This is a genomic window from Sphingomonas hominis (assembly GCF_013328205.1).
In the GTDB taxonomy this organism is placed as follows: Bacteria; Pseudomonadota; Alphaproteobacteria; order Sphingomonadales; family Sphingomonadaceae; genus Sphingomonas; species Sphingomonas hominis.
The window spans coordinates 39887-61577 of record NZ_JABULH010000002.1; the positions used below are offsets into that span (position 1 = coordinate 39887).

General features: G+C 67.9%; 19 protein-coding genes. 9 read left to right on the forward strand and 10 right to left on the reverse strand.

Translation table 11 applies throughout. The annotated features are described in order from the left end of the window. Positions 1–66 precede the first annotated feature (66 nt). From HRV97_RS05280 to HRV97_RS05305, 6 genes are read left to right on the forward strand one after another with little or no spacing between them, the layout of a single operon-like run. Entirely contained in the window at positions 67–2952 is a 2886-nt protein-coding gene (locus HRV97_RS05280) for a monovalent cation/H+ antiporter subunit A (protein WP_343044444.1), read from the forward strand. After that, entirely contained in the window at positions 2949–3296 is a 348-nt protein-coding gene (locus HRV97_RS05285; protein ID WP_174192803.1) for a Na+/H+ antiporter subunit C, read from the forward strand. Before HRV97_RS05280 ends, HRV97_RS05285 begins: the two co-directional genes overlap by 4 nt. Next, entirely contained in the window at positions 3293–4831 is a 1539-nt protein-coding gene (locus tag HRV97_RS05290; protein ID WP_343044445.1) for a monovalent cation/H+ antiporter subunit D, read from the forward strand. The genes HRV97_RS05285 and HRV97_RS05290 overlap by 4 nt, the downstream gene beginning before the upstream one ends. After that, positions 4828–5316, forward strand: a complete 489-nt coding sequence (locus HRV97_RS05295) for a Na+/H+ antiporter subunit E (RefSeq protein WP_174192805.1) — start codon at positions 4828–4830, stop codon at positions 5314–5316. The genes HRV97_RS05290 and HRV97_RS05295 overlap by 4 nt, the downstream gene beginning before the upstream one ends. Further along, positions 5313–5582, forward strand: coding sequence for a K+/H+ antiporter subunit F (locus HRV97_RS05300; RefSeq protein WP_174192807.1), 270 nt, complete (start codon positions 5313–5315; stop codon positions 5580–5582). Before HRV97_RS05295 ends, HRV97_RS05300 begins: the two co-directional genes overlap by 4 nt. Further along, complete coding sequence (locus HRV97_RS05305; RefSeq protein ID WP_174192809.1) at positions 5579–5992, forward strand: Na+/H+ antiporter subunit G; 414 nt, start codon at positions 5579–5581, stop codon at positions 5990–5992. Before HRV97_RS05300 ends, HRV97_RS05305 begins: the two co-directional genes overlap by 4 nt. A gap of 134 nt (positions 5993–6126) precedes the next feature. Here the strand turns inward: HRV97_RS05305 and HRV97_RS05310 are convergent, their stop codons facing one another. The 8 genes from HRV97_RS05310 to HRV97_RS05345 form a co-directional block, all read right to left on the reverse strand. Continuing rightward, positions 6127–6486 carry a hypothetical protein gene (locus tag HRV97_RS05310; RefSeq protein WP_174192811.1) on the reverse strand — a complete coding sequence of 120 codons (360 nt, stop codon included), beginning with the start codon at positions 6484–6486 and terminating at the stop codon, positions 6127–6129. 62 nt (positions 6487–6548) lie between these two features. Continuing rightward, positions 6549–6749, reverse strand: coding sequence for a hypothetical protein (locus HRV97_RS05315; protein ID WP_174192813.1), 201 nt, complete (start codon positions 6747–6749; stop codon positions 6549–6551). 186 nt (positions 6750–6935) lie between these two features. Beyond that, the gene (locus HRV97_RS05320; RefSeq protein WP_174192815.1) at positions 6936–7571 is read right to left on the reverse strand and encodes a 2-dehydro-3-deoxy-6-phosphogalactonate aldolase; all 636 of its coding nucleotides are present in this window, start codon (positions 7569–7571) and stop codon (positions 6936–6938) included. Further along, entirely contained in the window at positions 7568–8434 is an 867-nt protein-coding gene (locus tag HRV97_RS05325) for a 2-dehydro-3-deoxygalactonokinase (protein ID WP_246248570.1), read from the reverse strand. The genes HRV97_RS05320 and HRV97_RS05325 overlap by 4 nt, the downstream gene beginning before the upstream one ends. A gap of 655 nt (positions 8435–9089) precedes the next feature. Next, the gene (locus HRV97_RS05330) at positions 9090–10772 is read right to left on the reverse strand and encodes a M14 family metallopeptidase (protein WP_174192820.1); all 1683 of its coding nucleotides are present in this window, start codon (positions 10770–10772) and stop codon (positions 9090–9092) included. 112 nt (positions 10773–10884) lie between these two features. Further along, on the reverse strand, positions 10885–12249 hold the full coding sequence (locus tag HRV97_RS05335; RefSeq protein ID WP_174192822.1) for an ABC transporter permease: 1365 nt from the start codon (positions 12247–12249) through the stop codon (positions 10885–10887). Beyond that, positions 12246–13673, reverse strand: coding sequence for an ABC transporter permease (locus HRV97_RS05340; RefSeq protein WP_174192824.1), 1428 nt, complete (start codon positions 13671–13673; stop codon positions 12246–12248). The genes HRV97_RS05335 and HRV97_RS05340 overlap by 4 nt, the downstream gene beginning before the upstream one ends. Beyond that, positions 13670–14443 (reverse strand): ABC transporter ATP-binding protein, encoded by a 774-nt coding sequence (locus HRV97_RS05345; protein WP_246248571.1) that lies wholly within the window; start codon positions 14441–14443, stop codon positions 13670–13672. Before HRV97_RS05345 ends, HRV97_RS05340 begins: the two co-directional genes overlap by 4 nt. Positions 14444–14540: 97 nt before the next feature. On the opposite strand from HRV97_RS05345, the gene HRV97_RS05350 reads away from it, so the two are divergent. Further along, positions 14541–16664 (forward strand): TonB-dependent receptor, encoded by a 2124-nt coding sequence (locus tag HRV97_RS05350; protein WP_174192826.1) that lies wholly within the window; start codon positions 14541–14543, stop codon positions 16662–16664. 66 nt (positions 16665–16730) lie between these two features. Here HRV97_RS05350 and HRV97_RS05355 read toward each other — a convergent pair whose 3' ends face one another. Next, positions 16731–18890, reverse strand: a complete 2160-nt coding sequence (locus tag HRV97_RS05355) for a TonB-dependent receptor (protein WP_174192828.1) — start codon at positions 18888–18890, stop codon at positions 16731–16733. A gap of 183 nt (positions 18891–19073) precedes the next feature. Here HRV97_RS05355 and HRV97_RS05360 point away from each other — a divergent pair, with 183 nt between their 5' ends. Then, positions 19074–19547, forward strand: coding sequence for a Fur family transcriptional regulator (locus HRV97_RS05360; RefSeq protein ID WP_174192830.1), 474 nt, complete (start codon positions 19074–19076; stop codon positions 19545–19547). Between the two features lie 250 nt (positions 19548–19797). Here the strand turns inward: HRV97_RS05360 and HRV97_RS05365 are convergent, their stop codons facing one another. Beyond that, complete coding sequence (locus tag HRV97_RS05365) at positions 19798–20064, reverse strand: response regulator transcription factor (RefSeq protein ID WP_246248572.1); 267 nt, start codon at positions 20062–20064, stop codon at positions 19798–19800. A 271-nt stretch (positions 20065–20335) separates the two neighbouring features. On the opposite strand from HRV97_RS05365, the gene HRV97_RS05370 reads away from it, so the two are divergent. Beyond that, on the forward strand, positions 20336–21676 hold the full coding sequence (locus HRV97_RS05370) for a GntT/GntP/DsdX family permease (RefSeq protein ID WP_174192832.1): 1341 nt from the start codon (positions 20336–20338) through the stop codon (positions 21674–21676). The last annotated feature ends 15 nt before the right edge of the window (positions 21677–21691 follow it).

The following is a 21691-nucleotide window of genomic DNA, read 5'->3' on the forward strand; positions in this document are numbered from 1 at the left end:
GCCCGATCGAACTTCTACGATCTCGATCTGCCGTCATGACGCCTTGATCCGCCAGGGGAGCTGCCGGTGGCGTTGCTGATCCTCGTCACCCTGCCGTTCATGGCGGTCGTGCTGTTGATGGCGGCCCGGCGCGCGTCGCGGCAGGTCCACGTCGGGATCGCGGCGGCGTGTAGCGCGGGCGGCCTGGCCGTGCTGCTGGTGCAGGCGGGTCCGGTGTTGTCCGGTCGAACCGCGACCGTGCGGTTGCCCTGGATACCGACGCTCGGCCTCGACGTCAGTCTGTGGCTCGATCCGCTGGCGCTGCTGTTCGCCGGGTTGATCCTGAGCATTGGGCTGCTCGTCGTCGTCTATGCGCACGGCTATCTCGGCAAGACGGAGCCGACCGCGCGCTTTCTGTCTTTCCTGATGCTGTTTCAAGGGGCGATGGTCGGCATCGCCTTGTCGAGCAACGTGCTGCTGATGCTGGTGTTCTGGGAGTTGACCAGCCTCGCGTCGTTCCTGTTGATCGGTTTCTGGCGCGATCAGGCCGATGCGCGGCAGGGCGCGCGCATGGCGTTGACGATCACGGGCGGCGGCGGACTGGCGCTGATCGCGGGCATGGTGCTGCTCGGGAAGGCCGCGGGCAGCTATGATCTGGCGACGATCCTCGCGCGCGCCGATCTGGTACAGGCCTCCGCGCTCTATCCCGCCATCCTGATCCTGATCCTGGTGGGGGCGTTCACCAAGTCGGCGCAATTTCCGTTCCACTTCTGGCTGCCGCACGCCATGGCCGCGCCGACCCCGGTGAGCGCCTATCTCCATTCCGCGACGATGGTGAAGGCGGGCGTGTTCCTGCTCGCGCGATTGTGGCCGGTGCTGGCGGGGACCGACTGGTGGTTCTTCGTCGTCACCTCGGTCGGGCTGACGACGATGCTGTTCGGAGCGGGCGTCGCGCTGTTCCGCCACGATCTGAAAGCGATCCTCGCTTATTCGACGATCAGCCAATTGGGACTGATGGTCATGCTGCTCGGTTTCGGCACGGGCGCGGCAGTGGCGGCGGCGATCTTCCACATCCTGAACCATGCCGCGTTCAAGGCGGCGCTGTTCATGCACGCGGGCATCGTCGATCACGAAACCGGCACGCGCGACATCAAGCGGCTCGGCGGCCTGGCGGCGATCATGCCGCTGACCGCGACGCTGGGTGTCCTGGCCGCCGCGGCGATGGCGGGCCTGCCGCCGCTGGGCGGGTTCATTTCCAAGGAAATGATGCTGGAACAGAGTGCGCATACGTCCTGGCATGGACAGGCGCTGCTGGTGCCGGTGCTGGCGACGATCGCCGCGATGCTGTCCGCGGCCTATTCGCTACGCTACGCCGTGGCGCTGCACTTCGGCGCGCGACGGACCGGAGCCGTCGCGGCGCCGCACGATCCCGGTGCGTTGCTGCTCGCGCCGCCGGCAATCCTTGGTGTGATCGCGCTCGCACTCGGGATCTTGCCGATGACGCTGGCCGGTCCGCTTGTCGCAGCGGCGACGGCGGCGGTGACCGGCGGCGCAGCGCCACACCTGCATCTGGCGCTGTGGCATGGCCTCAACCCCGCCTTGTTCATGAGCCTGGGCGCGGTGGCGATCGCGATCCTGCTGCTGTGGCTTTACCCGGCTGCCGCGGCATCGGTCGCCCGCCTGCCGTCACCCGATGCCAAGCAGATGTTCGATCGCGCGCTGGCAACAAGCGTCGATGCGTTGCGCCGGCTGTCGGGCGTTATCCACCGCGCGTCGCTGCAACGGTACCTGGCGGTGCTGTTCGTCACCGCACTCGCGCTGGCGGGCGAGGCCGCGTGGCGGTTCGGGGTCGCGGCCGGCGCGCGCGCGACGACGCCCGCGTCCCCCGTAGCGGTTGTCGCCTGGGCGGCGCTGATCGTGGCAACGGCGGCGGTGCTGGCGGTCGATCGGCGGCGGTACCTCGCACTCGTATTCATCAGCGTCATCGGGCTCGTCATGGCGCTGGCGTTCATTCATCTGTCCGCCCCCGACCTCGCGTTGACGCAGATCGCGGTGGAGGTGGTGACGATCCTGCTCATGCTGCTGGCGCTGCACCTGCTGCCCGGCAATCCGCCGCGTCTGTCGGCCGTATCGCGCCGGGTGCGTGACGGGGCGATCGCGCTGTGCGGCGGGCTGGGTAGCGGCTGGCTCGCCTGGGCCGTCATGACCCGGCCGGAGCGGGCGGGCATCTCGCGATTTCACTGGAATAACAGCTATTCGGGCGGCGGCGGCACCAATGTCGTCAACGTCACGTTGGTCGACTTCCGCGCCTTTGACACGCTGGGCGAGATCACCGTGCTCGGCATCGCGGGCCTGACGATCTTCGCGCTGCTCGAACCGGCCGCGCACGGTGTCGCGGGGCGGCGGTTGCGCGAATGGCGGTCGAAGGACCGCTTCTCACCCGAACGGCACCCGATGATGTTCGTGATGGCGACGCGGCTGTTGCTGCCGCTGGCGCTGCTGGTCGGCATGTACATCTTCTTGCGCGGGCATAACCAGCCGGGCGGCGGGTTCATTGCCGCGCTGGTCTTCTCGATCGCGATCCTGTTGCAATATCTGGCATCGGGGTTCGACTGGACCGATGTGCGGCGGCGGATCAGCGAGCATCAACTGATCGGTATGGGCGTATTGATCGCGGTCGCGACCGGGCTGGGATCGCTCGTGTTCGGGGCACCGTTCCTGACCAGCAGCTTCGACCATGTCCACCTGCCGCTGATCGGCGAGTTCGAGCTGGCGACCGCGATGCTGTTCGACCTGGGCGTCGCGCTCGTCGTGGTCGGCGCGGTGATGATGGCGTTGGCACAACTCGCCCATGTCGCACAGCGCGCCGCCAAGCAGGACCCCGCCGAGCAGGACGGCGCCAAGCAGGACAGCACCAAGCAGGACAGCACCAAGCAGGGCAGCGCCAAGCAGGGTAGGGAGGAGCGGTCGTGAGCCTGGAGTTCCTCGTCGCCTCCGCGATCGCCGCGCTGGTCGCGGGCGGAATCTATCTCGCGCTTCGCGGGCGAACGTTTCAGGTCGTGCTGGGGCTGACCTTGCTGTCCTACGCGGTCAACCTTTTCCTGTTCGCGATCGGCCGCCTGGTCGTCGACCGCCCGCCGCTATGGGCCAAGGGCGTGACCGATCATGCCGACCCGCTGCCACAGGCGCTGGTGCTGACCGCGATCGTCATCACCTTCGGCATGACCGCGCTGACCGTGATCCTGAGCCTGCGCAGCTTTCTGGAAAGCGGATCGGACCAGGTCGACGGCGTGGCCGAGCCGGAGGATGCCGCGTGACCGCGCTCGATCACCTGATGGTCGCGCCGATCGTGGTGCCGGCGGTCACCGCGCCGATCACGCTGCGGCTGATGCGACGTCATCGGGGGGCCGCGCTCGCCATCTCGCTCGGTGCCTGTGTCGCCATGCTGGTTACTGCCGTGGTGCTGTTCGCCGCGGCGCAGGACGATGCGATCCGCAGCTATGCGCTGGGCAATTGGCCCGCGCCGTTCGGCATCGTCCTGGTGGCTGACCGGCTCGCGGTGGCGATGCTGGTGCTGGCGGCGGTGCTGGGGACGGTGGTGCTGGGCCATGCCGTCGTTACCGGTGCGGATCGGCGCGGATGGCATTTCCACCCGCTGTTTCATTTTCAGCTCATGGGATTGAACGGCGCCTTCCTGACCGGCGACCTGTTCAACCTGTTCGTGTTCTTCGAGGTGCTGCTGATCGCCTCCTATGGCCTGATGCTGCACGGCCAGGGCGCGCTGCGACTGAAGACGGGCGTGGCCTATGTCGTGGTCAATATCGTCGGTTCGGCCTTGTTCCTGATCGCGTTGGGGCTGCTCTACGGCCTGACGTCGACGCTCAACATGGCGGACTTGGCGGTGAAGGTCGCTGCGCTAGGGGCGCAGGATCAGGGGCTGCTCCGTGTCGCCGGGTTGCTGCTGATGGCGGTGTTCGCGCTCAAGGCGGCGGTGGTGCCGCTGCATCTCTGGTTGCCGCGCACCTATGCCGCCACCATGCCGGTGGTGGCCGCGCTGTTCGCGATCATGACCAAGGTCGGCGTTTACGCGATGATCCGCACCGTGCCGTTGATCTTCGGCGCACGCGCCGGCGCGGCTGCCTGGGTGCCCGCGCCCTATCTGCTGCCCGCCGCCATGCTGGGCGCAGCGATCGGCTTCGCCGGGGTGCTGACCGCGCGCGGCATGCGGGAGCAAGCGGCGTTCGCGGTGCTCGCCTCGACAGGCACGTTGCTGATGCCGGTGGCGTTATGGCAGGAGGCCGCGCTTGCCGCCGCGCTCTATTACCTCTTGCAGGCGGTGCTCGCCGGCGCGGCGCTGTTTCTGGTCGCGGACGTAACGATGCGGCGGCGCGGCCAATATGCCGACGCGATCGTACCGAGCCCGCGCTTCGCCCAACAGGATGCGGCGGGGCTGCTCTATCTCTTGGCAGCGATCGCAGCGGTGGGACTGCCGCCGCTCGCCGGGTTCGTCGGCAAGCTGTTGATCCTCGACGCCAGCTTTGCCGCACCGGGCTGGCCGGCAGTGTGGGCAACGATCCTGGCGACAACCATGATTGGCGTTGTCGGCTTCTCCCGCAGCGGCTCGACCCTGTTCTGGAAGGCAACGCCCCAAGTCGAGGGCGAGGCCCTGGTCGAGCCGATCGCGAGCACGCGTCGATCCCGTGCCGAATTCATCGCGCCCGCAACGCTGCTCGCCCTGCTGGCGGCGCTGACGATCGCCGCTGGGTGGGTGACGATGCAGACCGGCGCCACCGCGGCGCAGATCATGGCACCCGAACGCTACGTCGCCGCGGTGCTGGGGGCAGGGCGGTGAAGAACCTGCTCCCTCATCCTGGATTGTCGGCGATGCTGCTGATCGTCTGGCTGTTGATGGCGAACAGCATCACGGTCGGAGGGCTAGTGCTGGGTGCGGTGTTCGCGCTGGTGCTGCCCAAGTTTACTCAGCCGTTCTGGCCCGACCGGCCGCGGATGCGCTTCGGCCGCCCCTTTCTCGGCTATCTGGCGATCGTGCTGTTCGACATCGTCGTCGCCAATTTTCAGGTCGCCTGGCTGATCCTGTTCCGGCGCAATCGCGACCTGCGCGCGCGCTGGCTAGTGGTGCCGATCGACCTCACCACGCCGGAGGCGATCACGATGCTGGCGGGCACGATCAGCCTGACGCCCGGCACCGTGTCGTCCGACGTGTCCGCGGACGGCCGCTTCCTGCTGGTGCACGGGCTCGACGTGGCCGACGAGGTGGCGGAGGTCGCCCGGATCAAGTCGCGTTACGAAACCCGGTTGCAACGGATCTTCGCATGATCGCCGTCACCCTCCACGTCGCGACGGCGGGCATCGCGCTGGCGCTGTTGCTCAATCTGTGGCGGCTGCTGCGCGGACCGGCGCTGGGCGACCGGATCGTCGCACTCGACACGATGGTCATCAACGCCATCGCGCTGATTGTGCTGATCGGCATGATCGGCGGCAGGGACACTTATTTCGAGGCTGCGCTGCTGCTGGCGATGGTCGGGTTCGTCAGCACCATCGCTTACTGCAAGTTCATCCTGCGCGGGGACATCGTCGAATGACATTGGTCGCCGACATCATCGTGATCGTGTTGCTGCTGCTGGGCGCCGGTTTCGCATTGATCGGAAGCTGGGGGCTCGTCCGCCTGCCCACGACGATGGAGCGGTTGCATGGGCCGACCAAGGCGACCACGCTGGGGCTGGGCGCGCTGCTGGTCGCCTCCGTTGTCCATGCGCAGGCGCGGCTCGGCGTCTGGACCGCGCACGAGCTGCTGATCTCGCTGTTCCTGTTCATCACCGCACCGATCTCTGCCAACATGATCGCCAAGGTCCACCTCCACCGCGCCCGCGTCGGCACCGTCGACGAGCCGGAGGGGATTGCTGGGCCACCGCCGCGCCCATCCGGCGATGGCGACTGGGCGACCTTTGAGGCACCGAGGCGGGATACGCCGGCCTCGACCGCGAATAGCTGAGTGTTCACGTCCGACTGCGAGTTCGTCGGTCAAGTTGCGCGGCAGGGCGGCTAAGAAACGCGCAAGCAGGGGCGTGGGTGATGATCAAGCCCGCGCTGAAGACATCCGCCGCCGCTATGCCGCGCGGCCGATGCTCATTGAAAACGCGAGAGGCGGTCAAACCCGGTGTTGGTCTTCGCCATCTTGCGGATCTTTCTGCTGGCGGAGCGCACGTGGCGATCGAAGCGGCGGTCGTCGTAGACGCCGCGCCAGATATAATCCTCTCGTTCGAGTAATTGGTCGAGCGCGGCGACGAGGGTCGCCTGGCTGTTCGTGACGGCATCTTTGTTCACCAGCGTGCAGACCATCTCCTCGGCGGCGGCCTGGTCGCAATCGTCCTCACCGTCGCGGCCGCGCCGCTGCGCCGCCACCTGATCGGCCCGGGTGGACGCGATGCGGCTCGCCAGCCACGTCCGGACCGCCGCCTCGTTCCAGTCGATCACCTGCTTGGTCATGGATCATCCCATCATGGCGGCACCGGCCCGACGCGCGGGCCTGAACGGCGCATACGACGCGGCTATCGCCTGGATACCGCGATAATGGCGAGCTTGCGCAGGCTGCGCGCGACCCGCCGCGCTTCCAGCACGCCGAGGCCGCTCTGACGCAGGGCGATGGCCAACTGTCGCTCGGTGAGCGGCGCCGACACTGCATCGAGCAGGTCGAGCGCCGCTTCGCGGACTTCCGCCGGTGCGGCGTGCAGGGCATCGAAGGCGTTCATGCGTACCTAAAAGCGAGAAAAACGGTAGCCGGTGCGGTCAGCTGAGCACCCTCCGGCTCGGCCGACACGCCGGACAAGCTGATCATGCGCTGATCCGCCTCATTGCGGCAAGCTGTAAGGGAGGTGAGCTGTCCGGGTTGGGACAGCTTTCCCCACTCCCGGGCTGCGCGATCGCAGCCCGCGCGCCTATCGCGCCCGACCAATCGCGGCGGCGAAGGCGCGTGCCTGTTCGCCGACCGACGCCGCCGTCATGCCCGGCTTGTAGAGCGCGGAGCCGAGGCCGAAGCCCGCCGCGCCCGCGGCGAGCCAAAGTTCCATGTTGGTCGGCGTGATCCCGCCCACCGGCAGGACGCGCGCATCGGCGGGAAGCACGGCGCGCATCGCCTTCAAGACGGCCGGCGTCGCGTGCTCGGCGGGGAACAGCTTCAGCGCGGCCGCGCCGGCCTCCAATGCCGCGAACGCCTCGGTTGGGGTGGCGATGCCCGGCAGCGCGACCATGCCCGCGTCTGCCGCGGCACCAATCACCCGCGTGTCGGCATTGGGCGCGATGATCAGCGTACCGCCCGCATCCGCGATCGCCGCCACGTCCGCGGCGCGCAGCACGGTGCCGGCACCGACCACCGCTCGACCGGCGAGCGAGCGCGACAGGCGCGCGATGCTGTTCAGCGGATCGGGCGAATTGAGCGGTACTTCCAGGATCGTAAAGCCCGCCGCGACCAGTTCCTCGCCGATCGCCTCCACCTCGTCCGGGCGCACGCCGCGCAGGATGGCGATCAGCGGGAAGCGCGCGAACGCCTCGTCGAAGCGCTGGCGGTGGGTCATGCGTGATGCTCCTGGATGCGGGTGATGCCGGCCACGAAGGCCTGGCGACTGTCGATCAGCGCGCTGCTGCCACCCAGCGTATCGATCGCGCTGGCGTAGAGCGTGCCGAGCGTCGGATCGGCGAGGATGTGCACGTGCGCGCCGCGCTCCTCGTCGAGGCGCGCGGCGACATCCGCGCCGATCAGCAATCCGCTGGCATGGCTCGCCGCATCGGCATCGTCGCGGTAGCCCAGCACCTTGGCCGCGCGGATGCCGAACAGCGCGGCGGCGAGATCGCGCGCCGCGCCGCGGCGCACGCCCTCGCGAAAGGCGTCGCCCGCCGTCACCGCGCCGGTCAGCTGGCGTGCGAGGATGCCGTGCCCGCGCAGCAGCGCGAACAGCTCACCGGTGATCGCGGTGGTGAAGCGCGCGATGCGGCCGTCCTCCATCCACACCCATTTGCAATGCGTACCTGGCTGGCACAACAGCGCGTCGCGCGGCACCAGCCCTGCATCCACCGCGCCGAGCAGTTGCACTTCCTCGCCGCGCATGACGTCCGGGTTCGCGGGGTCGCGCATCGCGACGCCGGGGACGATCGCGGTCCGCTCGTCGACCCAGGCCAGCCCGTCCGCCAGCGCGGCGATCCCGGCGGGCGCGGCGACATAGGGCACCTCGCGCCAGCCGATGGTTGAGCCCACCATGCCGGCCAGCAGCATCGGCAGGTCGCCCATGCGCGCGCGGATACCCGCGACCTCCGCGGGATAGTCGGCGGGCGTCATCGACGCAGCGCCCTTGTTGTCACGCTCCGACGCGACCACCGCCCCGTCATCGATGCGAAATACGCGGCGGTTGGTGGTGCCCCAATCAACGGCGAGAAACGTCATCGGCACCACCATTTCGCATCGAGGTAGAGGAGGATCGGCACGATGCCCGAACTCGGCGCCACCGTGATGCTTTATCGCAGCTGACCCTGACGCTTGCGCGAGGTCGATCGGTGCTGGCGTCATCGATTCCCTGTCACGCTGCGCCCGCAGCGTTCATGCGCCACGCGCACTATAGGAAGAAAAGCGTGTGTCCACCGCTCTCAAACAGGCACGACTGCGGACTTCTCGATCAAAATCCGCACGCGAGACCTGTTATGAGTAGGCCCCGCGCGAACGCTGGGCGGAACCCGGATGCAATCCGACCTACGACATGCCGGATATGCTCGGCGAGGCAATCGTCGCCGAGAAGCCCCGAATTGGGCTTAAGGCCTCGCGCTTGCGCCGCCATATCGCTCAGCGGGAGAGCGACCTTCGGGATGGCACCGCACGGCATGATCGGCGCGATCGACGTTCCCTATCAGGATGACGGGATAGCGGGTTCGGCAGAACGGCCCCGTGCGCGCCTGGTCGCGCTCGAACTGGACGCCGCCATCACGGTCGCGTGATCGTCTGGACGCTCCAGGGTAAGAGGCGCATGCCACGAGCAGTTCCTTGACCTCGCTACAACTGCTTCAGACCCAAGGGGGACCGCAGCGTCGCGGTCCTCCTCGCGTGCTCACAATTCGCGCCCAATCGGATACAGCAGGTAGCGCTCGTCGCGATATGGCGTTCGCGCGATGAACCAGGCGAGCCTGGCCGCACCATCGGTCGCGAAGGCAGGGTCGGCGGCAAGTTTCGCCTCGAACGCGCGACGAAGCGCCGGATCGCGCGCGAGCATCGCGTCCGCCATCGGCGCGCTAGCGTAGCGCTCCATTGCGCCGCTTTGTTGCAACATGCCGGGAAAGAAGCCCCAGGCCAGGAACGAATCCTCCGCTTCTGCTTCGAGCAGCGCCGCGGCGAGCAGGCCTTTGGGCTGATCATAGGGCACGCGGACCGAGCCGGCCGGCATCGCCTCTTGCCGCCGCTCATGCCGCATCGTGCCCGACACCATCACGCGCTGCTCGCTCGCCGGTCCCAGCCGGGGTTCGCTCAGGCGGACCATGTCGAGCGCGACCGTCCTCGGGCTGCCAATCCGTTCGTAGCGGATGCCGTGCAGGTCGAGCCGGTCGATCACCTCGGTGGCGCTCGCCGGTACCCACCACGCGCGCGGCAACGTGACGAAGCCGACCGGTTTCTGTCCAATGATCGGCAGGGTCAGCCGCTGCGGCCGCGCCAGGTAGCGGACTTCCTCCTCACCCGAAGCGGGCGAGCGATAGCGTTCCAGCGCCACGCCTTCGAATGGCACCTGCTCCAGCGGCACCGGATCGCGCGCCCATCGCGCTGCCAGCGTTTCGGGTCGCGCGGCGCGATCGGCGGCGATCGCGGCGCGCAGGTTGGCGACGTCGCCCGCCGCTCGCCGGATCGCGCCTTCCATCATGGTGTACGCGCCGAGCACGCGCTGGCGATACGGCTTGAGGCAATGCATCTCGACCAGCACCGTTGGGATGCGCGCGAAATCGCCGTAACCGGTGGAGTAACGCGGGCCTTCCGCGGCGACGCGCAGCCCCTTGCTCAGGTCGCGCTCGTCGATCGCGCTGGGGTAGAAATGCGGGCGATGCCCCATGTTCGTCACGAACGCGTCGACGCCGGTCTGGAACGACGTGTTGAGCCAGCGGGTGATCGCGCGCGACTGCGTGTGTCGGCCCCAACCGGCGTAGGTGTAGGTCACGTCGTAACCGTGGTCGAAACCGTCGGACACGTGCATGTCGACGTACAGGATCGGGTCGAGCTGCTTCAGCAACGCCAGCATCGCACGCGTCTCGGGCGCATCGGCCTTGGCGTAATCGCGGTTGAGGTTGATGTTCTGCGCGGTGGAGCGCGTGCCGGGGTTGCGCGGTCCGCGCTGATTGGGACGGTTCCAGGGACTGGTCCGCTCGTGGCCATCGGCATTGTAGATCGGCACGAACACCAGATCGACGCGGTCGAGCAGGTCGTCCTTGCCGCGCAGCGCGATGTCGCGCAGCAGCATCAGCCCGGCGTCCTTGCCGTCGATCTCTCCCGAATGGATACCCGCCTGGATCAGGATTACCGGCTTGACGGAACCGCCTTTGCCGGCACGGACGTAGAACAGGTCGCGTCCCTCCGGCGTGCGGCCGAAGGTATGCAGCGCGAGCAACGGCGAGGCCGCAGTCAGCCGTTCCAGCCACGCGCGAGTCTCGGCGTAATTAGGCGTCGTCTCGAAGCGCGCACGCTCCGCGGGCGTGATCCAGCGATCGCCGGGCGCGGCGATCAGCCGCTCGCTGGCGCCCGACCACGCCATTGCGGGAGGCAAGGGGGCGACCGGTGCAGCGGTCGGAATTGGTGCCTGAGCGGCGGCGATGGCGAGAAAGGCGAGGTGGCGAGGGATCGGGAGAACTCCGGTTGAGGCAAGGTTAGCGGCGGCTGTTGCCGCCCACACGGCGCACGGCCGATCCGCCCAGCGCGAGCAGCAATGCCGCCGCGAGCAGCAGCGCGATCAGCGACGCCGTGGGAAGGCTGCCACCGGCGGGGCGAACGGCATGGCGCGGCAACCGGTCGAAATCGCCCGCCGTGAACGGCGTGTCGGTGAACAGATACGGGTAGAAGAACCGCCGCAACCGCGTGTGGAACGCGCCAACGCTGTCCTGGAACGCGAGCTGCGCGGCGAGATCGGTGTCGGCGAGGCGGTGCAGCACGCCTTGCGCGGCAACGCCGGGCAGGATCAGGGCGAGCCGGTTCGTCCAACGCTCGCGCGCCTGCAGGCTCTCGCGATAGGCTGCCACTTGGGCGCCCACCGCCTCGTCGCCGACCTGGTGCATCGCGAACAGCCACTTCCAGTGGAACCGCCCCTCGAATTGCTCGCGCCCGCGCCATTCGGGATGGTTGACGAAGAAGCGCTCGAACGTGGCGGGCTTGGGGATGTCCCAGCCGCGGTGTACGATCTCGCGCTGCGCCAGCGTCAGGTCGATGCCGCGCGCGACGGGCACGGCGCGCGCGATCGCCGCGCTGCCGAGCGTCGGCAACACCAACGTCAGCACGATCCAGCACCCGACCAGCCCCGCCGCCGCAGTGGCGGACGCGGACACGAGGCTGCCGATCAGCAGCGCGACGCCGAACCAGAAAGCGAGATAGAGCATTGCCACGACGATCATGCCGATCGTGGCACCAATGGGTGCGCCCAGCATCACGGCCGCGACCAGCAGCGGCAGCGTCACCGCGATCAGCACCGCCGCGTAGCGCAAGCCAACCCGTCGTCGCCACAGCCCGCTGGTCGGCATCGACAACAGCAGCCGCAGTCGCCCGCTCTCGCGCTCGCCGCTGACGAGATCGTGGCCAAGCGCGATCACCACCAGCGGCGCGAGGTAGATCAGCACGAATGCCCAGTCGAACACACCCGGCAGCGCCAGTTCGGCGTTGACTGCCTCGGCGTCGTAGAGCTGTTGCTGCAACCCCAGCGCACGCACGCGCAGCACAAACGGCTGGATGTCGCGCTGCCCGATTGCGGCAAAGGCGAGCGGCGGGGGTGGATCGCTCGCCAGCATGAAGCTGTAGTAAGCGGCATTGCCCGCCTCGCCGTCCGGCTTGCCATAAGCGGCCGTCACGGCGGCATAGTCGCGCGCCTGTTCCCCGGCGACGCGCGCAATCGCGGCGTCCTGGCGCGCGACCTGCGCGACGCCCGACCAGATTGCCAGCGTCGACAGGACCAGCAGCAGCGCCAAAGACAGGATTGCGAAGCGCGAGCGCGACAGCAGGCGCCATTCGGCAGCGGTGCGGCTCATCGCGTCACCCGACCCAGCCGGCGACCGACGATCGCGGCAATGCTCGCCAGCGCTACCAGCCACGCAGACAAGATGATGAGGTTGCGCGCGATCGGCGCCCGTTCGGACAGCGGATCGCGCGCGCGAAAGGCGAAGCGCGGCACCGTTCGCCAGTTATCGGCCGACACGCGCGGGTCGATGCCCGGGTTCGACACAGGAATTTTCTCCGCTTGCATCCGGTTCAGCGCCTGGACGAAGCGGTAACGGAACGCCTCCGTTTGACCCAGGAAGTCTTCATGCGCGGCCGGGTCGCTGCCCGACAAGGCCATCGACAATTGGCGGATCGCGATCAGCGGGCTCGCCGCCGCGAAGGCGTGGACGAAGCCGTTCTGCCGCTCCTGACGCGCGGCGGCATCGGTCGCGGCGCGTGCATAGAGATCGGTGGACAGGCGTTCGCCTTCCATCGCGACCAGTCCCGCATATTGCACCGGCATGTCCTCGATCCGGCTGACACCGTAGCGGGCGAGCGTCCGCGCCTTGAACCCGGCGAAATACGGATCGTCGGGATCGTGGCTGTCGCCGATCCGGGCGAGGTCGCGGTGGATCGCCACCTCCGTCTCGATGCGGGTCGGCAGGATGGCGCGCGACGCCGCCACGCCTGGCAGCGCGCGCGGCAGCAGGATCACGCCGACGATCCACACGCCCATCAGCACCGCCAACGCATCGCGCGAACGCGCGGCCAGCGCGGAGACGACGACCGCCAGCCCCGCCCAGATCAGCAGCCAGGCGGAATACCCCAGGATCAGCAGCAGCGCCGCGCTCCAACTCGCGCCCTCGGTGGTCGCCGTCAGCCACAGCAGCGCGACAAAGGCCGGCGTTCCGATCGCCAGCGCGATCGCGGCATGACCGAGCAGCTTGCCTGCGAGCAGGCGACGCCCGTCGAGCCCCTGCGCCAGCAGCAGCCGCAACGTTCCCCGCTCACGCTCGCGCGCCACGGCCGTGAAGGCCAGAAAGATCAGCAGCAGCGGTGCGAGCGTCTGGAGAACGAAGGCGGGAGTCAGTTGACCGAAGCGAACCAGCAGCGACGATTGCCGCGCTTCGGCGAAATTGGCGCTGTTCTGCCGGTGGCCTTCGAGGAACACGGTGGTGCCGGTGAAGCCGTCCACGCCCGCGTCGAAGAAGGCGAGCGGCGGTAGCGGACGGAACACGAACTGCCCGTAATGTACCATCCGGTGCGGATGGCGTGCGGGCTGCTGGTCGAAATCGCGGTCGGTGCCGGCCTGGTACCGCGTCCGGTCCGCATCGATGACCGCGCGCCGTTCGAGGCTGACGAAGGTCGCCGCCAGCACCAGCACGACCAGCAACGCGGTCGCGATCACGCCGGCACGATTGCGCGCCAGCGCCCGCCATTCCTCCCGCGCAATGCGGATAACCGCCCCGCTCATGCCGCAACCTGCGGCCGGGCGTAACGGGCGTGCAGCGCGTTGAGATCGAAGCGCGCCGACCCGCTGTCGGCCTGCCGCTCTTCCTCGATCCGTCCGTCCGCCAGGAATCCGATCCGGTCGGCGACGTCGACCGCGCTCAGCAGATCGTGCGTCACCATCAGCACGGCGACGCCGCGGGTGCGGGCGGTGGCGAGCAAGCGATTGAACTCCAGCGTCGCCTGCGGGTCCAGCCCGGACGTCGGCTCGTCGAGCAACAGCACCGGCACGTGCCGCGCTAGCGCCAGCGCGATCGCCACCTTCTGCCGCATGCCCTTGGAAAAGCCGCCGGTGCGCGCGTCCCAGGCGTGGCGGGGCAGGGCAACCGCGTCCAGCGCGGGGTCAATCACCGTCGCGCCGCTGCGATCGGCACCGGCGAGCGAGAGAAAATAATCGAGATTCTCGCGCGCGGTCAGATGCTCGTAGAGCGCGACGCTCTCGGGCACGTAGGCGAGCTGCGCGCGTGCCCCCTGCGGATCGGCAGCGGGATCGATGCCGCACACCCGCACGATGCCGGCGGACGGCGCGATGAAGCCGAGCAGCGCGGCCAACGTCGTCGACTTGCCTGCGCCATTGCCGCCGAGCAGCGCGTAGATCTCGCCCGGTCCTACGCGGAGATCGAGCCCGCGCAGCACCTGACGCGATCCGTAGCTGTGGCGCAGGTCATGAATGACGATCCCGCGCTCGTCATCCGCGCGCGCTTCCGTCGAGCTGTCGCCAACCGTCATCAACATCCGAAACCTTTTCATCTTGCAACGCAGCATGACCCCACTATGCAACAGTGTATCATCACGCAACCCCGGTGCTGACCGGAAAGGGAAACGTTACATCATGACTAAGTTCGGCCATGGCTCGCGCCGGTGCGCGATCACGGGCGTGTCGTCGCTCGGGCTGCTCGCCGCTTTGCTCGCCCCCACGACCGTTATCGCGCAGCAAGCCGGTCCACCCACCCCGGCCGTTGCCGAAACGGTTGGCGCGACCAGCGTCGACGACATCGTGGTCCTCGGCAGCCGACGCATCGACCGCGTCAACGGCTCCGACGTGGTGACCGAGCGCATGTCGCAGGCGAGCATCGCGCTCGATCGCAGCATCCTCGACGATTACGGCGTGCGCCGTTTGTCCGACGCGCTGGAGCTGGTCAGCGGCATCTCGCAGCAGAACAATCTGGGCGGCCTGCGTGACAATTACGCGATCCGCGGCTTCCTCGGCACGCCCGACACTGGTGCTGAATATTTCGTCGACGGCTTTCTCGCCAACCGCGGCTTCGGCCCGCCGCGCGATCCCGCCAACGTGGAACGGATCGAGGTGCTGAAAGGGCCGGTCGGCGCGGTGTTCGGCACGGTCGATCCGGCGGGTCTGGTCAACGTGGTGACCAAGAAGCCGCAATTCCGCACTGGCGGCGGCGCGGTGGCGAGCGGCGGATCGTTCGGCACGTTCCGGGTGGAGGCCGACGTCGAATCCGCGCTCGACCCGACATTCTCCATCCGCCTCGTCGGCGCGCTGGAGAATAGCGACGGTTACCGCGACTTCGTTGACCTGCGCCGCCGCTTGTTCGCGCCGTCGGCTAGCTGGCGGCCGATGCCCGGTACGACGCTCACCTACCAAGGCGAATATGTCCAATTCCGCGCGCCGTTCGACCGCGGCATCCCGGCGGTGAACGGCGATCCCGAGGCGGTGCCGCGCGACCGCTTTCTCGGCGAACCCGCCGACGGGCGCGTATCGTCGAGCAACTGGCGCCACGAACTGACGCTGGAGCAGGATTTGGGCGGCAGTTGGACCCTGGCCGGCGGCACGGCGTATCGCGACGCGCGCATTCGCGGCTTCTCGACCGAGGCATCGACGCCGCCGGTGGGCGGCGTGCTTACCCGCCAGCGTCGGTATCGCGACTGGAACCTGACCGACTGGTCGGGGCGCGCCGAAGTGCGTGGCACGGTGGAAGCGTTCGGCACCCACCGGCCGAGCGTCGGTGTCACGCTCTACGACCTCGATTTCGACACCTATCAGGAGCGGTTCCGGCCGAGCGCGACGCGGCCTTACCCGATCAACGTGTTCGATCCGGTTTACGGCGGCGTCGCCGGACCGTTGACGCCGTTCACGGTCACCAACGAGCGGCGAAAGGCGGTGGCGGGTTACGCCCAGGATATGTGGGAAGCGACGGACAGCATCAGCTTCGTCGCTGGCCTGCGTTACGAACATCTGGATCAAACGATCGACAACATCCGCACCGGCCAGGTCAGCCGTTTGAAGCGCGATCCGCTGGAGTTTCGTGGCGGCGTGCGTTTCCGCCCCGATCCGCGCTTCGCCTTCCACGCCAATTGGGGCGAGGGGTTCCGAGCCAACAGCAGCGTGGGGCGTGACGGACAGGCGTTCGCACCCGAGACGGGCAAGGGCTATGAAGTCGGCGCCAAGGTCGTGCTGCCCAGCTTTCGCGCGGCGGCGAGCTGGTTCAGCGTGTCGAAGCGCAACATCCTGGCGACCGATCCCATCGACGTGAACTTCCTGGCGACCGTGGGGCGTATCCGGTCGCGCGGCGTTGAGCTGGACGGCGAAGTCGATCTCGCCCGCGGTGTCCGGCTGATCGGCAATTACGCCTTCGTCGATGCCGAGGCGCGCGATCCCGCTTTCCCCAGCGCCGACGTGCTCAACGTGCCGCGCCATTCGGGCACGCTGCAAGTGTTCGCGACCCTGCCGGTCGCCGGCCGCGATCTCGACCTCAGCGTGGGCGGAACCTATGTCGGGCCGCGCGCCGCCGCGCTGGACGGCGGCAGCCTGCGATTGGAAGATTACGTCAAGGCCAAGGCCAGCGTCGCTTATGCCGTGACCGACCGCGTCACCGCGCGCGTCGAGGTCGACAACATCCTCGACCAGACCTACGCGCAGAGCAGCTACAGCGCGTTGTGGATCTTCCCCGGTGCGCCGCGTTCCGTGCTGGCGTCGCTGGCCTTCCGTTACTGATCGCTGGCGAAAAACCGTGTTCGCGTAACGGAACGGCGGCAGGGTCACCTGCCGCCGTTGTCATTTCTACAGGCCGAAGCGGATCGTCGCCCGCAGATCGCGCCCGGCGAGCGGGGCGAAATCCTTCAGGAAGCTCGCGTGCCGGCGTGCCACCACGTCGAACAGATTGTTCGCCGACAACAGCAATGTCGTCTTGTTGTCACGCCCGAACGGCCGCAGCGACACGCTGGCATTGACCAGGGTGTAATCGTCGGTCGGCGTCTCGAACGCCGCGATCCGGTTCTGCTCGAACACGTGCTCTACCTCGGCCCGCGCCGTCACGCGATCGCCCTGCGCCTCGATACCGCCCAGCAGCCGCAGCGGCGGGATGCGCGGCACCGGGCCGCCATCGCGAATGCTGGCGTGGACGTAGTCGGCCACGCCGTCCAGGTTCAGGCTGTACTGACCAACCGTGGCGAGGCGCACCGAAGCGTCCGCCTCGAACCCGTAGAAGCGCGCGCCGGCCTGCTGATACTGGAAGCAAGGCAGGTCGACCTCGCGGCCCGACGGGTCCGCCGCCGCCTGGCACACCGCCTGTCCGACCTGATTCTCGAAGATGAAGTTCTTGAACCAATTGTGATAGGCCGACGCGTCGAAGCTGAAGCCGTCCCCATGCGCGTGCAGCGTCGCTTCTACGCCCCACGACCGTTCCTTGCGGAAATCGGGATTGCCCAGTTCGTACGCCTGGGTGCCGGCGTGGCCGCCATTCGCGAACAGTTCCTCACCCGATGGCGCGCGCTCCGTCCGTGACCCGTTCAGGCCGAGGCGGATGCCCTCGACCGGTGAGAAGGATGCGCCCAGTGAGCCCGACAATGCGCCGAAGTCGCGGTCGCCGCGAAAATAACGCAGATCGCCGCTGGCCGTCTTGGCCTGCTGCTGCGTCCACTCGTACCGTAAGCCGCCTTCGGCCTTGAAGCCGCCGAAATCGATCTGCTGGAGCGTGAACAGGCCGGTCTGATTGGTCTCGTTGCGCGGCAGGAACGCTTCCTCGCCCTGCACGTCGAACTGCCGGTTGAAATATTGCACGCCGCTCGCGCCCTGCCAGCCGCCGCGGTTGGCCTGAACCAGCTCCAGCCGTCCCTCCAGCCCGTTGTTGCGGAACGTGGTGGCGATCTCGCCCGATTCCTCCACCTCGTAATGGCGATAAGTGGCCTGGCCCGCCCGCACGCGGATGCGGTCAAGGAGACCACCGCCGGTTTCCACTTCGCCGCGCAGGTCGACGCGGTTCTGGACGATGTCCAGGCGCGGCGCCTCCTGCTCCTGGCCGACTTCCGTCGCGTAGCGGACGGGGATACCGTAGAAACTGTCGTAATGGCTGTACGATACGCCCAGGTGGCCGGTGTCGGTCACGATCGACGCGCCCGCGCCCGCGGTCCAGGTCTCGGACGCGCTGTTCGGCAGGCGATTGCGGAGCGCGGCGTTGCCGGCGAAGTCGATCGGCTCGCCGGGCTGACCATCCTCCCCGATCCCGACGTCCTGCGGCAGCCCGACCTGCGACAGGGCCGCAGCGCGCGCGCTTCGCGACAGCACGTAACCGCCGACCTCGAGATCGTCGGTCTTGCTGTACGAACCATCGGCATGAAGCACGAGCTTGCCGAGCGCGAGATCGGCAGCGGCAGCGCCCGACCGCTCGTTGGCGGCCGAGCCGTAATTGCCGATCGCGTTCACGCGGTAACCCGCTTCCGGGATCGTGCGCGGGATGCGCAGGTCGACGACGTTGACGACGCCACCCACCGCCGAGGACCCGAACAGCAGCGCCGACGGACCACGCAGCACCTCCACCCGCTCGGCAAGCAGCGGGTTGATCGCAACCGCGTGATCGACGGAGGTGTTCGACACGTCGATCGAACCGATGCCGTCGGTCAGGACGCGCACGCGCTCGCCCTGCAGACCGCGCAGCACCGGACGCGACGCATTGGGGCCGAAGGAGGTGGCCGACACGCCAGGCTGACGCGCCAGCGTTTCGCCGATCGTCGGCCGCAATTCTCTGGTCAACTCTTCGCCGGTGACGATGGAGGTGCCCTGGAGCACGTCCGCCTCGCTCTGTTGGAACGGCGCGGTGACGATGATGTCGCCGCGTCGCGCGGGCGCGGTCGGCTCGGACTGGCCCGGCCCCGTGGTCTGCGCCAGGGCAGGGGCGGCCATGCCGATGGCCAACAGGCTGACGCCGAACCGCAATCCGTTCATGTAATCACTTCCTCGTACCGATTTTCTCGCGGCTAACCAGAATGATATCACGTATCAAGAGGGAATGTTACTTTATGTATCCGTCGGGCGAGCGGCGGCCAGGGTCCCGGTTTGGCGCTCAACAATCGCGTGCGCGGTGGCTCGTCATTGCTCCGATCGCGCCGACGCCCTAGATACCGTCTCATGATCCACGCCGCCCATCAGCATCAGGAACCCGAGGGTGGCGCATTGGCGGATGCCGCGCGTGTGGCGTTGCAGGACGCGGGCGAACAATGGACCCCGATGCGGGCGCAGGTATTCGACGTGCTCGCTTCCTTCGCGAAGCCGGCATCGGCTTATGATCTGGCCGAGCATCTGTCGCGCGCGCAGGGACGGCGCATCGCGGCGAACAGCATCTACCGCATCCTTGATCTGTTCGTCGCGGCAAACGTGGCGCAACGCGTCGAGAGCCAGAATGCGTATGTCGCCAACGTGCATCCCGGATGCCGGCACGATTGTATCTTCCTGGTCTGTGACCAGTGCGGCGCCGCCGACCACGTCGACGACGACAAGATTGCCAGCAGCATCCGCCACGCCGCGGAAGGCAGCGGCTTCGCGCCGACCCGCCCGGTGATCGAAGTGCGGGGAACCTGCCAACGCTGCCGCGAGCGCACCTGACCCGCGGGGCAGTGCTTCTTCAAGCCGTAACGGCGAACCTATCAATACGCATTAAGCGGTCAACCATACCACCCGCCCCACGAGGCTGAGCGCCGACCGGCCGATCGCTTTAGTCGCTGTCTGCTCGTCAGACTTGGCCGATTCAATCATTCGTCGCACCGCTACGCACTATGGTCGCTGGCGAGCAACTTCTGTCACGGAAGTGCTGTGGATCGGACTGGTCCAACCCGCGGGGCAATAGTGGCCGCACTCAACCGGCGAGGCGCTGTCCGTAGCCCATCGCCTGCGCCGCCACCGCCACTTGCGTCCGATTGTGCACGTTCAACTTCCGCATCAACGCAGTCATATGCGCCTTCACCGTCGCTTCCGCGATGCCGAGATCGTAGGCGATCTGCTTGTTGAGCAGGCCCGACCGCACGCCCTGCATGACTTTGAGCTGTGTGGGGGTCAGCCGCGCTGCGGCCGGCACGAACTCCACCACCGTGCCGAAGGTGTTGTGACGCTGATGCTGGTCCATGCGCTGCCTCCCTATGAACGTTGCCGTGTCACGCCGTGTCGCTGGCGTGCCCGAAAACTTGTTATGTCACCGTGATAGATGAAGTGGTCCAACAGGTTCAAGCATTATTCGTCGCAAAAGACGATATCCGCTTGCTTCGGCCCATTTCTGTCATACAGGTTGTGACAGCGAAAATGGGTGCGCGGTTTGACGCACTCGACGTGGGGAGGTGGGCGATGGTGACCGGGCGCAGCGACGTACGTGAGTTAAATCCGTCCGATCGGCGCGTCGCGTGACCGGTGCCGACCTCCAATTGGTGCTCGCCGCGTTGGCTGGAATTGCATTGTCCATCGCGCTGATCGTCAAGGCCCGTCTTCACCCGTTCATTGGCCTGTTGTGCGGCGCGTTCGCGGTTGGCTTGCTCGCCGGCCTGCCGATCGCCGACACTGCCAAGGCGGTACAGAAAGGCGCGGGCGACATCCTGGGTGGCACCGGGCTGGTGGTGGCGCTCGGCCTGGCGCTTGGTGCGATGCTGCAATTGTCGGACGGTGCGGCGGGTATAGCGCGCGCTGCGCTGCGCTGGTCGGGGCCGAAGGGCGCGCCTTGGGCCGCGCTCATCACCGCGTTGGTGATCGGCCTGCCGTTGTTCTTCGAGACGGGTCTGGTGCTGCTGCTGCCGATCGTCGCGTCGGCGGCCGCGGTGCTGCCGGGGGCGAACGACGCGGCCAAGCTGCGGCTGATGCTGTCGGCGGTGACCGGATTGTCGGTGGTCCACGCGTTGGTTCCGCCGCATCCGGGCCCCCTGCTGGCGGTCGAGGCGCTAGGCGCCGATCTCGGCCGCACGATGCTGTACGGTCTCGTTGTCGCGGTGCCGACTGCGGTGCTGGCGGGGCCGATGCTGGCACAGATCACGGCGCGCGGCGTGTCATTGGGAGCGCCGACGCTGGCGCCCGCGCGGGTCGAGGTGCCCGCGCCGCCGATCTGGCGCGCGCTGCTGGTGGTGCTGCTGCCGGTGGTGTTGATCGCGGCGGGACAGGTGCCAGCGCTGATGCCCGCGAGCATGGCTACGTCGGCTGAGTGGCTGCGTGCCGCCAGCAATCCGGTCCTCGCGCTGCTGGTCGCGTGTCTCGCGGCGCTGCCGCTGCTGTTCGGGCGTGCTGCGCTGCGCGCGCCGGTGCAGTCGGCAATCTGGGGCGAGACCATGGCGCCGGCGGGCGCGATCCTGCTCGCGATCGGTGCCGGCGGGGCCTTGAAGCAGGTGCTGGTCAGCGCCGGATTGTCCGATCTGCTGGTGCGCGCTTCGACGGGCGCCTCGCTGTCGCCGCTGCTGTTCGCCTGGGGCATCGCGGTGTGCATCCGGCTCGCCACCGGTTCCGCCACGGTGGCCACAATCACCACCGCGGGGGTGATGCCCGGCGTGGTGGCGGCTACAGGCGCGTCGCCCGAGTGGACGGTGCTCGCGATCGGTGCGGGCTCGGTGTTCTTCAGCCACGTCAACGATCCGGGCTTCTGGCTGGTGAAGAGTTACCTCGGCACCGACACACCGGGCACGTTCCGCACTTGGTCCGCGCTGGAGACCGCAATCTCGGTGATCGGATTGCTCTTGGTCCTGGGCGCCAGCACGCTATTCTGAGCGGGGAAGAGGAGC

What these genes read in the sequence shown, in the direction of transcription:
- HRV97_RS05300 (WP_174192807.1), top strand. Translation starts at nt 5,313, where the DNA reads ATGATCGCCGTCACCCTCCACGTCGCGACGGCGGGCATCGCGCTGGCG.
- HRV97_RS05305 (WP_174192809.1), top strand. Translation starts at nt 5,579, where the DNA reads ATGACATTGGTCGCCGACATCATCGTGATCGTGTTGCTGCTGCTGGGC.
- HRV97_RS05310 (WP_174192811.1), bottom strand. Translation starts at nt 6,486, where the DNA reads ATGACCAAGCAGGTGATCGACTGGAACGAGGCGGCGGTCCGGACGTGG.
- HRV97_RS05315 (WP_174192813.1), bottom strand. Translation starts at nt 6,749, where the DNA reads ATGAACGCCTTCGATGCCCTGCACGCCGCACCGGCGGAAGTCCGCGAA.
- HRV97_RS05320 (WP_174192815.1), bottom strand. Translation starts at nt 7,571, where the DNA reads ATGACCCACCGCCAGCGCTTCGACGAGGCGTTCGCGCGCTTCCCGCTG.
- HRV97_RS05325 (WP_246248570.1), bottom strand. Translation starts at nt 8,434, where the DNA reads ATGACGTTTCTCGCCGTTGATTGGGGCACCACCAACCGCCGCGTATTT.
- HRV97_RS05330 (WP_174192820.1), bottom strand. Translation starts at nt 10,772, where the DNA reads ATGGCGTGGTCGGGCGCCAGCGAGCGGCTGATCGCCGCGCCCGGCGAT.
- HRV97_RS05335 (WP_174192822.1), bottom strand. Translation starts at nt 12,249, where the DNA reads ATGAGCCGCACCGCTGCCGAATGGCGCCTGCTGTCGCGCTCGCGCTTC.
- HRV97_RS05340 (WP_174192824.1), bottom strand. Translation starts at nt 13,673, where the DNA reads ATGAGCGGGGCGGTTATCCGCATTGCGCGGGAGGAATGGCGGGCGCTG.
- HRV97_RS05345 (WP_246248571.1), bottom strand. Translation starts at nt 14,443, where the DNA reads ATGTTGATGACGGTTGGCGACAGCTCGACGGAAGCGCGCGCGGATGAC.
- HRV97_RS05350 (WP_174192826.1), top strand. Translation starts at nt 14,541, where the DNA reads ATGACTAAGTTCGGCCATGGCTCGCGCCGGTGCGCGATCACGGGCGTG.
- HRV97_RS05355 (WP_174192828.1), bottom strand. Translation starts at nt 18,890, where the DNA reads ATGAACGGATTGCGGTTCGGCGTCAGCCTGTTGGCCATCGGCATGGCC.
- HRV97_RS05360 (WP_174192830.1), top strand. Translation starts at nt 19,074, where the DNA reads ATGATCCACGCCGCCCATCAGCATCAGGAACCCGAGGGTGGCGCATTG.
- HRV97_RS05365 (WP_246248572.1), bottom strand. Translation starts at nt 20,064, where the DNA reads ATGGACCAGCATCAGCGTCACAACACCTTCGGCACGGTGGTGGAGTTC.